11 protein-coding genes are annotated in these 12,471 nt (G+C 54.3%); 6 read left to right on the forward strand and 5 right to left on the reverse strand.

Annotation, left to right across the window (positions count from 1 at the left end; all coding sequences use genetic code 11):
• Position 1: 1 nt before the first annotated feature.
• Both H581_RS36740 and H581_RS0127215 read right to left on the reverse strand, forming a co-directional pair.
• Positions 2-373, reverse strand: a complete 372-nt coding sequence (locus H581_RS36740; protein WP_028612764.1) for a hypothetical protein — start codon at positions 371-373, stop codon at positions 2-4.
• A 275-nt stretch (positions 374-648) separates the two neighbouring features.
• The gene (locus tag H581_RS0127215) at positions 649-1,626 is read right to left on the reverse strand and encodes a phosphotransferase (RefSeq protein WP_028612765.1); all 978 of its coding nucleotides are present in this window, start codon (positions 1,624-1,626) and stop codon (positions 649-651) included.
• A gap of 146 nt (positions 1,627-1,772) precedes the next feature.
• Here H581_RS0127215 and H581_RS35565 point away from each other — a divergent pair, with 146 nt between their 5' ends.
• The 6 genes from H581_RS35565 (at position 1,773) to H581_RS0127245 (ending at position 7,239) form a co-directional block, all read left to right on the forward strand.
• Positions 1,773-2,321 carry a sigma factor-like helix-turn-helix DNA-binding protein gene (locus tag H581_RS35565; RefSeq protein ID WP_084134805.1) on the forward strand — a complete coding sequence of 183 codons (549 nt, stop codon included), beginning with the start codon at positions 1,773-1,775 and terminating at the stop codon, positions 2,319-2,321.
• Between the two features lie 344 nt (positions 2,322-2,665).
• The gene (locus tag H581_RS0127225; RefSeq protein ID WP_028612766.1) at positions 2,666-3,340 is read left to right on the forward strand and encodes a response regulator transcription factor; all 675 of its coding nucleotides are present in this window, start codon (positions 2,666-2,668) and stop codon (positions 3,338-3,340) included.
• Complete coding sequence (locus H581_RS0127230) at positions 3,337-4,737, forward strand: sensor histidine kinase (protein WP_028612767.1); 1,401 nt, start codon at positions 3,337-3,339, stop codon at positions 4,735-4,737. Before H581_RS0127225 ends, H581_RS0127230 begins: the two co-directional genes overlap by 4 nt.
• 116 nt (positions 4,738-4,853) lie before the next feature.
• Complete coding sequence (locus H581_RS0127235; protein WP_028612768.1) at positions 4,854-5,774, forward strand: ABC transporter ATP-binding protein; 921 nt, start codon at positions 4,854-4,856, stop codon at positions 5,772-5,774.
• Positions 5,771-6,484, forward strand: coding sequence for an ABC transporter permease (locus H581_RS0127240; RefSeq protein ID WP_028612769.1), 714 nt, complete (start codon positions 5,771-5,773; stop codon positions 6,482-6,484). The genes H581_RS0127235 and H581_RS0127240 overlap by 4 nt, the downstream gene beginning before the upstream one ends.
• A 2-nt stretch (positions 6,485-6,486) precedes the next feature.
• Positions 6,487-7,239: an ABC transporter permease gene (locus H581_RS0127245; RefSeq protein WP_028612770.1), complete on the forward strand. Its 753-nt coding sequence runs from the start codon at positions 6,487-6,489 to the stop codon at positions 7,237-7,239.
• A gap of 53 nt (positions 7,240-7,292) precedes the next feature.
• Here H581_RS0127245 and H581_RS0127250 read toward each other — a convergent pair whose 3' ends face one another.
• The 3 genes from H581_RS0127250 to H581_RS0127260 all read right to left on the reverse strand — a co-directional run bounded on the left by H581_RS0127250 (position 7,293) and on the right by H581_RS0127260 (position 12,369).
• The gene (locus H581_RS0127250; protein WP_028612771.1) at positions 7,293-9,011 is read right to left on the reverse strand and encodes an ABC transporter ATP-binding protein; all 1,719 of its coding nucleotides are present in this window, start codon (positions 9,009-9,011) and stop codon (positions 7,293-7,295) included.
• An 83-nt stretch (positions 9,012-9,094) separates the two neighbouring features.
• On the reverse strand, positions 9,095-9,892 hold the full coding sequence (fdhD, locus tag H581_RS0127255; RefSeq protein ID WP_028612772.1) for a formate dehydrogenase accessory sulfurtransferase FdhD: 798 nt from the start codon (positions 9,890-9,892) through the stop codon (positions 9,095-9,097).
• Positions 9,893-10,014: 122 nt separating this feature from the next.
• Positions 10,015-12,369, reverse strand: a complete 2,355-nt coding sequence (locus H581_RS0127260; protein ID WP_028612773.1) for an FdhF/YdeP family oxidoreductase — start codon at positions 12,367-12,369, stop codon at positions 10,015-10,017.
• Positions 12,370-12,471 lie beyond the last annotated feature (102 nt).

Raw genomic sequence — 12,471 nt, forward strand, 5'->3', positions numbered from 1 at the left:
GTCATGCTCCACTGCGATCACGGTATTTCCGGAAGCGGTGAGTGATTTCAACTTGCCTAGCAGAATCGTTTTCCGATTCGTGCAACCCTGCTGAAGGCTCATCAAATACATAGAGCAAGGAATCAAACTGGGATTGAAGATGGAACATCAGATACAGCCGTTGAAGTTCCCCTCCGCTTAAAGAGGGGATGCTTCTTAAGACTGTCAAATGGGATAGTCCTACATCCAGAAATAAATGAAGCTGCTTTGCCAATCGTTCAGCAATTTTCCTGCCCTGGGAAGTGAAGTCCAATTCCTTATGTAAAAGACTGTCCATGAACTTCGAAAGGTCCGCTATCGTCATGTTACAAAGTTCGCCCACATGTTTTCCCAAGCACAAGTTCTATCCTATATACAATTTCAACTTGTCGATTTCGATGAGATTGAACTGACGATATTCTTCCACATCGTCTATTTCTCCCCCAAGTTTTTTGTCCGGTCTGACTGTATCGTCATCGTGGCATGACCTAATTTTACCATAATTACATAGTTTTCATTAAAGAAATCTGCCAGTTAGCACAACAGGCTGCCGAGTGAATCATCAGCAGCCTACGTAGTGAAGCATTATGAAGCTATCGTACCCGTTCAATGAACAATGGAGTGGTGGACTTAGAGATTAGAGAAAATATCGTGCAAGTTGTTCCAATTTTGTCCGACCCAAATGTTTTCTTCTCGAAATCTCTTTAGTGGAATTGAATCATTTTCACTTTCAACAGTTACCCATTCCGCTTCTTTCCACCAGGTTAATCTAACGGACCTAACCAACTTCTCTATCGTTAATGGCTGATATTCACGGTAACCTTTTACGAAAGCACTCACTCTGCCCATATTGATTGACCCAATATCCAATGTACAGGACAATATAGGTCGTGAAATATCAAATTCAGGATAAACGTAATGCATTCTATCAAAGTCAAGAATGGCGGTTAATGAATCGTTCGTGAATAAAAGATTATCTACAAATAAATCCCAGTGCCCCCAGCCTCGTTCGCAATTTAAAAAAATATCGATTTCCGTTTCATCAATGATTTTCCTTTGTACCTCCAATGCCCTGATCGTCTTTTCGCATTTCATGTTACCTGCATGAGCCCATCGTTTGTTCCAAAGCCCAAGCATCTCTTCTTTATTTCGAATATCCCAATGTAAGGGATAAGGTTTCGCATTTTTTGAATTTAGTAATTGATGCATCCTACCTATGGCATTCCCCAGAGTGTACGATTGATTTTCGTTTGCCGAGCCTGGTGGTATAACGTTCCCTTCACATAAACTCATTAATACGAACCGCTCTTGAGCGGGCGTCCTTAAAACATGCCTCCCTTGATTTAAAAACAACTTAGGAGTAGGGATACCTTGCTTATACAGATTAAATTGATGGGTCAAAGAAATCTCAAGACCATTAACGAAGTTTTCGGGATAACGTGTCTTATTGTATTGCTTTACAAATAAACTTCCTACATCCGTTTCAATTTTCCATTTTAGATTTAAGTAACCTTGCTCGATCTGCAAGAAATCATAGATTTTTATCTTAAAAGTATCAGAAATAGAGCTTAGGATATCATCCCTGATTAAAGCAACTGCATCGGACATTATACTCCCCCAATTAGACAGAACTGGTGTTCGAAACTCATTATAAACTAAGTTATTAGGGAAGTCATTACTACGCAAAACTTCGGACGCCGGATGCGGATCAGCTCGAGACGACGGTCGTCCGCCGCGATCTGCTGTCTTACGCCATGCTCGTACTGCTCGAGCGGCTGACGCCGACAGAGCGAACCGTTTTTGTCCTGCGTGAGGCGCTGGGCTTCGATTATCCCGAAATAGCCGAAATGCTCGGCAAGCGGGAAGCGAATTGCCGCAAGCTGATGAGCCGGGCAAGAAGCAAGATGGGAGTATCCGAGGAGGAGTCGGTCTCGGCAGAAGCGGTTGAATTGGAATGGGTTAGCCGGTTCCTCACATCCCTCGAGCAAGGCAACGTCGATCATGTGCTGTCTTTGCTAACCGAAGACGTTTTGCTCGTCGCCGACGGAGGCGGAAAAGCAACCGCGTATAAACGTCCGGTGCAATCGAGCGATCACGTAGCCCGAGCTCTGCTCGACGGGTTCAAGAGCATAGGGTCCTATCAGGGAAAACTTCACTTCGAGGCTGTCCCTCTGAACGGTGAGACCGGCATAGTACTCCGTTCGGAGGTTGAAACTCTGGCCGCAATATTAATACAACTCCGACGCGGAAAGCTTGCCAGAATGTATGCCATACGAAACCCGGATAAGCTTGCCTGGGTTTAGTCAGTCGACTGCGGATTTTTCCAAGTCTCCTTCAAAGTTAAATAATTTACAAAGTAAGGCCCATCCCGCAATGGGTGGATTTAATACTTGCCGTTAAAGACAGCGCGGGGAACCGTATCACAAACATAAGCCAAGGATCATTAAGTGCGGCGCGGAATATCCATCCGTAAGTATCAAGCCTGAAGCAGTCTCCAAGCCGGTGCTGCTTCAGGCTTTTTTCACATGAACATACCTCACTTGCGCACCATCCCTCCCCCTCACTTGGCTGACGCGGAAGCAGTCGCGTATAATCGAACCATATCGAACGAATTCGCGTTCGCGAATAAGAAAGGAATCATTCATCCATGAGCGTACGACTGTTATATATCGAGGACGACCGGGAGATCGGAAGCTTTGTCTGCAAGCATTTGGAGAAGCAGGGCTATGAGGTCCACTGGGTGACGAGCGGCGAAAGCGCGCTTAAAGCCGCAGCTGGCTGCAAGCTGGTTATTCTCGACGTCATGCTGCCGGGACTTGACGGCTTTACCGTCGGACAGCGGCTGAAGAAAGCGGATCCGGCGGTCCCGATCCTCATGCTGTCAGCCCGTACCTCGATCGACGACAAACTGCAGGGTCTGCAGTTCGCGGACGACTATTTGACCAAGCCCTTTCATCCCGACGAACTGACGGCGCGCATTGAGGTGCTGCTCCGCCGGTCCGGCGCTGCGGGCTCCGAGCCGGTCGCCGTAAAGCATCTGCTCGTATACGAGCAGCAGAACCGGGTCGTTAATAGCACGACCGGAGAAGAAATCACGTTGACCGGAAAGCAATTTCATATTTTCAGCTATTTGCTTCGCCATCTGGGACAAATCATGACGAAGGAGCAAATTTATGAAGCCGTCTGGGGTGAATCTTTTATCGAAGGGGATAAAACGTTAATGGTTCATATCCGTTATTTGCGCGAGAAAATCGAGCTGAATCCGGCGGCTCCCGAGGTCATCGAGACGGTGCGCGGCATCGGATACCGGGTACGCCCGTGAAGAAGCTTGTGAAGCGGCCCCGCGGCCCCCGATTTCATCAAACCCTGTTGACGCGCTACCTGCTTATTATTCTATTCGCTTTTCTGTTTATCCCGATCATCTTTCCGCTGGCATCCTTTGTTTATATGCTCACCGAAGAGTATACGAGCAGCCGGAATGAAGACTATTTAAAATACGGCGATGGCAGCACCCTCGAAGCGATGTGGCATCAGGAGGCTTCTCAGCTCGATGAAGAAACGCCGGAGCAGACTGACCGCAAGCTGCAGGAAATGAAAAGAAATTATCCGGAAGGCTCCTTCTTCTGGGTCGACGCGTCGGGAGAGACGCAGCTTCAGCTCCCCCGGCAGGAGCAGCTTCCCGAACGATGGACGCATGCGGATGCGATCCGGTATATGAAGAAGCACATCGACGGCGATCCTTACACGGTCGTTGCTTTCATCGGCCCGGATAACTCCGGCGCCGGCTTCATGGTCATGCAACTGCCGCGGTCTCTGATCCAGCTATCGACTCCGGTCGGAGCCGGAACGCCCTTCTATATCGCATTTCTGTTCATCATGTTCGCCTTCTTCGTCCTGCTGTCGCTGCTCTTCTTCCGGCAAATCCGCAGGCGGCTGCTCCGGCTGCAGAGCGCGATGAAGGTGCACGGCAGCGACGGCCTCCCGATGCCGATCGTGCAGAAGAAGCAAGATGAGATCGGGGAACTGGAAGCCGCCTTCAATGAAATGACCGATCAGCTTCGCGGCAGCAAGGAACGGGAAAGCGCCGAGGAAGAGCTGCGCAAGCGCCTCATCGCCAATTTATCGCATGATTTACGAACGCCGCTTACCGTAATGAACAGCCATGCGTATTCGCTTCGTGGCGAAGCGCTCAGCGAGCACGGGAAAGCCGCCGTTAAGCAATTGGAGCAGAAAATCGCCAGTCTGGGCAGCCTGATCGAAAATCTCTTGTCTTACACGCTGATGACCGGAGGACGTTATCCGCTAAAGCTGGAGCAGCTGGACGTGCTGCGGCTGGTTAGAGAAAGCGCGGCGGCCTGGTATCCGCTGTGGGAACAGGAAGGCATCGAGCCCGATATCGATCTGCCTGGCGAGCCTATCATTTGGCGCGTGGATAAAGAGGGCTTCCGGCGCGTGCTCGATAATCTATTTCAAAACATCGTTCGGCATGCGCACAACGGGCAATATATCGGTCTCTCCTCGGAGACTCGCGAGGGACAGACGGCACTCGTCATTTCCGACCGGGGAGCCGGCATGGAGAGCGAGTCAAGCGGCAAAGGCGCCGGCATTGGCCTCGCGATCGTGGAATATCTCATTGCCGAAATGGAGCTCGAATGGCGCACGGAAAGCACCGCAAACAGCACCCGTATCAGCATTTTTCCCCGGCAATTGCAAACGTAGCACGGATTGGCCGGCCCTAAGGAATTTTCTCCTTGGTCAATTTTAAACGAAATTTAAACTTGCTCCGACCGCCCTTTAACCTTCATTCGCTAAAGTAGGCAATGAGGTGATTGGACATGAATAATTGGGTCATAGAAACGAAAGGGCTAAGCAAGCTCTATAGAGGGCGTTATGCCGTCAGCAATCTGAATTTGAAAATCAAAAAGGGAGACATCTACGGCTTCCTTGGGCCGAACGGCGCGGGCAAAACGACGACCATCCGCATGCTGCTCGGATTAATTAAACCGTCGAAGGGCTCGGTTCATATTTTCGGGCAACCGCTTGAAAAGGAACGGCTGTCGATCCTGCGCAAGGTCGGGTCGCTCGTCGAGTATCCTTCCTATTACGGCCACTTGAGCGCGATCGACAATCTGGAAGCGATCCGCCGTATTATAGACGCTCCCTCCGCCAAAATCGACGAGGTGCTGAACATCGTCGGTCTGTCGAAGGACGCCCGCCGTCCGGTAAAAGGCTTCTCTCTCGGGATGAAGCAGCGTCTTGGCATCGCAAGCGCGCTGCTCGGCAATCCGGAGCTGCTGATCCTAGACGAGCCGACGAACGGCCTGGATCCTTCCGGCATCCAGGAAATTCGTGAGCTTATCAAGCAAATGCCGAAGCAGCACGGAATTACCGTTCTCCTCTCCAGTCATTTGCTGAGCGAAATTGAGCTTACCGCAGGGACGGTAGGCATTATCCGGCACGGGGAGCTCGTGTTCCAGGATACGATTGAGCGTCTGCACCGGCAGGCGCATGAGCAGGGCACCCTTTCGCTCGTCGTGTCAGAGCCGGAGCAGGCTGTTGCCGTATTGCAAGAGCAGGGGCTGGGCGTTAGCCTGATGAATAACGTCATTCTGCTCAAACATATCCCCGACGCCGCGATTGCGCAGGCCGTCAAACGGCTTGTCGAGCGCAATCATGCCGTCTACCGGATCGAGGAGAAACGCCAATCGCTGGAGCAGCTATTCCTCCAAATCGTCGGGGAGGGTGGCCGACCATGATGCTCAAAGCTTTTTCTTCCGATCTGCTGAAAATCCGGGGCAAGGGCTTATGGTTTCTCATCGCGCTCGGTCCTATCGGGCTCGTTGCGATGCAGGCTCTTAATTTCGGGCTCCGATACGATTATTTGTCGCAAAGGCATGCCGGACGGATGTGGGAGGCGCTGCTCGGCAACATGCTCATGTTCGTTCCGATCGCGCTTTATCTCGGCGTGACGCTCGTCTCCTCCCTGCTTGCGAACGTCGAGCACAGCACAAATGCCTGGAAGCAGCTGCTGGCGCTGCCGATTTCCAGAGGCGCCGTATTTTGCGCGAAATTCGCGCTTTGCGTTCTTCTGCTCGCCGTCTCCTGCTGCCTGCTGGCCATCGGCACGGTTGTGCTCGGCCTATCGCTGAAATTCGGCATGGATATTCCGTTTATGGCGATTTTGAAGCTGAGCTTCCTGCCGTTCATCGCTGCCCTGCCGGCGCTGGCGCTTCTGCTGTGGCTGAGCCTGACGGTCAAGAACCAGGCGCTTCCCGTGACCTTCGGCATCATGTCGGCCATCGTCTCCGTCTATTCAGTGAATTTGTCCGAATGGTTCCCGCTGAATTGGCCTTTGTTCGGCTATACGGGCCCGCGTCAGGAGCTGTTTGTTGGAGCCGGCTTCCTGTGCGGAGCCGTGATTTTGCTCTTCGGAGCCGTTCATTTCAATAAAAAGGATGTGAATTGAGGATGGCAAGCTTCCTTCGATTACTCGCTTCGGAACGTCTCAAGCTGTCCAAATCGTACATCTGGCTCCTTGTTCCGTTAAGCCCGCTCCTGTCGCTGGCGATTGGACTGCTCGTATCGCTGGATACCATGGATACGACATGGAAGTACGGTAATTACGCCATTCTCGTCACGGCGATGGCCTCGTTCCATGCGATGCTGTTTCTTCCCGTCTTAACGGGCATTTTCTCGGCATTCGTCTGCCGGTACGAGCATGGCGGAGGCGGCTGGAAGATGCTGCTGTCGCTCCCCGTTTCCCGCACGGCATTATTTTTCGCCAAATTCACGGTCGTTGCCTCATTGCTCGCGGTTACGCAATTGCTCTTCCTCGCCGCGGTGTTCGTCGCCGCTGCCTATCAGGGCATTGACGGCACGATCCCGTGGAGGTTGCTGCTCACCGGAATCGGCGGAGGCTTCCTTGCCTGCTTGCCGCTGGCCGCGCTGCAAATGCTCGTATCGGTCGGCTGGAGCAGCTTCGCCGCGCCGCTTGCGATCAACGTCGCTTTGACCGTGCCGAATATGCTTATTATTAATTCGAAGACATTTGGTCCGCTCTATCCTTGGGCGCAGCCGATGCTGGCCATGCTCTGGTACGGCGAGGAGGATTTCGGCAGCCTCGCGCTGCCGATGGAGAACATTGTTATAACCATTCTGGGAAGCTTCGCCGTCTTCCTCGCGGCCGGACTTCTCTATTTCAACCGCAAAGAACAAGCGTAACAAAAACAGGCAGTCCCTCGGGTCTCCACGACCTTACGGGACTGCCTGTTTCATTATTTGCTGCCGAACTGCGCGTGATGCAGCCGGCTGTAGATGCCGCCCGCTCCCACCAGCTCCTCGTGGCGGCCTTGCTCGGAAATGCCCTCCTCGGTCACGACGACGATCCGGTCCGCATTCTTGATCGTCGCGAGCCGGTGCGCGATGACGAGCGTCGTCCGCCCGACGGACAGCTCGGCAAGCGACTGCTGAATCGCCGCTTCCGTCTCCGTATCGAGCGCCGACGTCGCTTCGTCGAGAATGAGGATCGGCGGATTCTTGAGGAACATCCGCGCGATCGCAAGACGCTGCTTCTGCCCGCCGGACAGCTTCACGCCGCGCTCGCCGATGACCGTCTCCAGCCCATCCGGCTGTGCCAGAATAAAGTCCTCCAGCCGCGCGCGGCGGGCCGCGGTCCAAATCTCTTCATCGGACGCGCCAAGCTTGCCGTAGACGATATTCTCGCGGATCGTTCCCGCGAACAGAAACACGTCCTGCTGTACGATGCCGATCTGCTTCCTTAGCGATTCAAGCTTCAGATCGCGGATATCATAGCCGTCGACGGAAATGCCGCCGCTCCCGATTTCATAGAACCTTGGCAGCAGGCTGCATAGTGTTGTTTTGCCGGCGCCGGAAGGCCCGACGAACGCGACCGTCTCCCCTGCCCGGATCGTCAGATCGATGTTCTGAAGCACCTTCGCTTCGCCTTCGTAACCGAACGTAACGCCGCGATACTGAATATCGCCGCGCAAGCGGTCAACCTGGACGGCGCCCGGCTTATCCGCAACATCCGGCTCCGTCTCCATCAGCTGCACGTAACGCTTGAAGCCTGCAATCCCTTTCGGGTAGCTCTCGATGACGGCGTTAATTTTCTCGATCGGCTTGAAGAAAATGTTCGTCAGCAGAACAAACGCAACGAATTGCCCATAATCCAGCTCACCCTTAATGACAAACCAAGTTCCCGCGATGAGCACGAAAATGGTGACAAGCCGCATCAGCATATACGTAATGGACGAGTTCAAGCCGATGAGCTTGTAGGAGAACAGCTTCGCATCGCGGAAACGGAGGTTGTTCGCCTTGAACAGCTTGCCCTCATGCTTCTCGTTCGAGAAGGCCTGCACGACGCGGATCCCGCCTACGGTGTCCTCGACGCGCGCATTGAAATCAGCCATATCCGAGAGCAGCCGGTCGACCGCCTTCGTCATTCTGCCGTTGAAGTGCAGAACGAGCCAAATAATGACCGGAATGATGACAAACGTTAAAATCGCCAGCTCCAGATTAATGTAAGCCATAATGCCGAAAGCGCCGACCAGCGTCATGGCCGCGATAAACATGTCCTCGGGCCCGTGGTGAGCGACCTCGCCGATCTCGAACAAATCGTTCGTGAGGCGGGAGATCAGATGACCGGTCTTCGTGTTGTCGAAGAAACGGAAGCTCAGCTTCTGCACATGGTCGAACAGCTTCTTGCGCATGTCCGTTTCGATGTTAATACCGAGCATATGGCCCCAGTAGGTCACGACATATTGAAGGATCGTATTAATGACATAGATAACGAGCAAAATGGCGCAAGCCGTAAGAATGAGCCCCCAATTCTCGTCCGGCAGCAGGGTGTCGATGACATAGCTGACCGCGAGCGGGAAGCACAGCTCGAGAACCGCGAGCGCAACCGCGCAGCAGAAATCGAGCAGGAACAGCTTTTTGTACGGCTTATAATAGGAAAAAAAACGTCGAATCATCCTTTATCCGTTACTCCTTCTTCTCTCTATAGTTGATAATCATTTTCGTTTAAAATGATATAGAAACGCGCCGCGGCTGTCAATCAATTGTCGAAATCGATCCGCTCATGATGCGTATACACATTCATCTCGCCGCCGCGGATAAATCCGACGCAAGTAATGCCCAGATCGTTGGCCAGACGAAGCGCAAGGTCCGTCGGCGCCGACTTGCTGAGCAGGATGCCGCAGCCGATCTTGGCCGTCTTCAGCACCACCTCCGAGGACAGCCTCCCGCTGAAGGCGATCGCCTTATCCGAGGTGCGCAGCCGGTGCAGCAGACAGTAGCCAAACAGCTTGTCGAGCGCGTTATGGCGTCCGATGTCCGTCCGCACGGCCAGCAGACGGCTGACCGATCCGATCGCCGCGTTATGCACGCCGCCCGTGCTGCGAAAGTCGGCCGAGCTGTCCTGCAGCTCGCGCATGAACCGGATGCACTGCGAAGCCGGGATGCGGGTGCGGGTCATGACGGTTTTGGCCGTCAGCATATCGTTATGAAAATAAAACTGCCTGCTCTTCCCGCAGCAGGAGCCGATAAAGCGCTTCGAGTATTGGCTGCGGTCCGCGGACAGCTTGTGCTCCAGCTCGACATAGGCAAAGCCGGTATCCTCATGGATCGTCATCTTCTTCACCTGCCCGGCGGCGCGGACGACGCCCTCGGAGGCGAGGAAGCCGATGACCAGCTCCTGCAGATCGGACGGCGAGCATACGAACGTCGCGAACTCGTCCCCGTCGATTTTCAGGGTAAGAGGAAGCTCCGCCGCGATGGTATCCTCCATTTCTAACGGCTCGCCGCCGCCGCTGTACTTTCGCATTTTCCACTTCGCCGTATTCGAAAAGTCCATGCGTCCGCGCTCCTTTCTTCCTATTCACCATACCTGATTTGCGGCAGCGGCGGGTTCGTATTTACACCCCCATCTACTCGCTTACCCAGTTACTCACTTACTTACAAACGTTCTCCTGCCCCCTACGCCGGCGGCTCCGTCTCCAGCTCATCGATTCGCTTCTCCACGTACCTTGTATCTTTCAACGCATGATAGGTATCGGCACGCTCCACGACTACCGTGGCGTTGTATTCGGGAATGCCCGCTTCCGGCTCATATACCCCTTTGGCGAACAGGCTGTTTCCTTCCGGCCAATAGACCTCGATATTTCCGCGCGCCATATCCTCGCATTTCACTCTGCCGTGAAAGGCGCCGGTTCGGTTATAGACAACGACGGCGTCGCCTTCGTCCAACCGCAGCTCTGCCGCATCCCGTCCGTTCATCAGCACATCGTAACGCCCTGCAGCATTGAACGCATCCTTCTCGCCATAGATCATCGAGTTGAACTGCTTGCCCCGCTTCGTCGTCGCGTAGAAATGACCCTCCGGCTTGCGCAGCTCCGGCAGCTCGATCGCCAGCAGATTCCCTTTCCCGTCCGCCGTTGGACATTCGCCGCCCTCGCAAAGCCATGCCCCTCCCCATTGGAACACGTCGCCTTGATTCTGCAGCAGCTGAATGCCGTCGTAGCTAGGCGCAGTACGGGCAATCTCTCTCCGAACGGCAGCGGCATCTTGGAAGGTAACCGCCTCCCGAAGCTCCGGCTTGACGCGCGCCGCCAGGTCCGCATAAATCTCCCATTCCGCCCTGGCTTCTTCCACCCTGGGACCGTCTATCGCCGGCGAAAAATAAACCATGCGTTCGGTGGACGTGGACGTCCCGCCTCCAGGCTGCTCATAACGCGTCATGGCAGGCAGAACAATCACCTCTTCCCGGGCATCGAGCAGCGTTGAGCTGTTCAGGATGATATCCTGGTGCACCCGCAGCTCCACCGCCTCCAGACAGCGCTTCACAAAATCCGGGTCAGGCATCGTCTCGACAAAATTGCCGCCCGAGGTATAAAATAGCTTCAGCTTGCGCTCATGCCGATCCGGAAGCAGCGCGTTTTCGAGCGAAACGCCAACGATATCGCCTTGCCATTCCGGGAGCCGGAAACCCCAGGCCTGTTCGATTCGGCTGACATCCGCTCCTTTGAACTCGCCGCCCGGCAAGCTGAAAGGGTCAGCCCCCATCTCCCCCGAGCCCTGTACGCCGCTGTGCCCGCGGATCGGCATAAGGCCGCAATGCCCGCGCCCGAGAAATCCCCGCAGCAGCGCCAGATTCGCAACCTGCGAAATATTGTCCGTACCGAAGCGGTGCTGCGTCAGTCCCATGCTCCAGACGAACACGCCGGACTTCGAGGCGGCCAGCAGCTCCGCGAACTCCTTCATCCGTTCTTTGGCCAATCCCGATGATTGCTCGAGCAGCTCCCAGCGCTGCTTCTGTACATGCGCCTTCAGCTCCTCATATCCGTTCACATGCGCCCGCACAAAAGAATGATCGATCGCCGAGCCTTGCCGTGTCTCCTCCATCTCGAGCCAATGCTTCATGACGCCGTGCATGAATGCGATGTCTCCGCCGATGTTCACCTGATAGAAGTCATCGGCCAGCTTCGTCCCGAACAGCGCCGATTCCGGAATCGACGGAATCCAGTAGCCCTCCATCGCAGGCTCGCGGTAGGGGTTGATGACGATGATTTTCGTCCCTTTCCGCTTGGCGGCGTACATGTACTTGGTCGAAACCGGCTGATTGTTGGCTGCCACGCTCCCCCAGAATACAAGCACATCCGTGCCGATCCAATCCTTATAGCTGCAGGTAGAAGCACCCACGCCAATTGATCGCTTTAAGGCCGTCTTGGATGGAGAATGGCAGATCCGCGAGGCGTTATCGATGTTGTTCGTTCCGATTAGCCGCGCCGCCTTCGCCGCCATATAGTAGGACTCGTTGGTAATTCCGCGCGCCGTTAAGTAAAATGCCAGCTGCTTCGGGTCGATGGCCCTTGCTTTGGCCGCTATGCGGTCCAGCGCCTCATCCCAGGACAGCCTGCGGAAGCTGCGCTCCCCTTTGCCGCGAATGAGCGGATAAGGCAGCCGGCCAAGCTTGCGCAGCTGCGTGCTGTCGAGCTTCCGGAGCTCATCGATATCGGAATGAAGGATCGACGTCTTAATGGCAGGCATTGTATTCAGGCGCAGCACGTTAAGCCGCGTTGTACATAGATGCGGACCGTCAAGCGTCTGATCGTAAAGGCCGGACACGCCAAGGGCGCAGCCGTCGCACACCCCCCGCGTCAAAATCCGGTAGGCGTAAGGCAAATTGTCGCGGTTATCCCAAACAACCTTCAACGTGTCGCGAATGTGATGCGGCTTGACACGCCCCAGGCCGAACGGCGCCTTGCTGACCCACAGCTTCGGGTCAGGACGTCTCGGCAGCTTAATCGGCCCGCTATGCTTCGTTGTCGCCATAAACCATTCACCCCGTTAACTAGTTTATCAATTAAGCGTAATTTAGCTTCATCCTCCCATCAGCTATATCGGGAAAATAAAACTTGTAGACCTGGGAAATAA

The organism is Paenibacillus harenae DSM 16969 (assembly GCF_000422465.1).
Taxonomy (GTDB): Bacteria; Bacillota; Bacilli; order Paenibacillales; family Paenibacillaceae; genus Pristimantibacillus; species Pristimantibacillus harenae.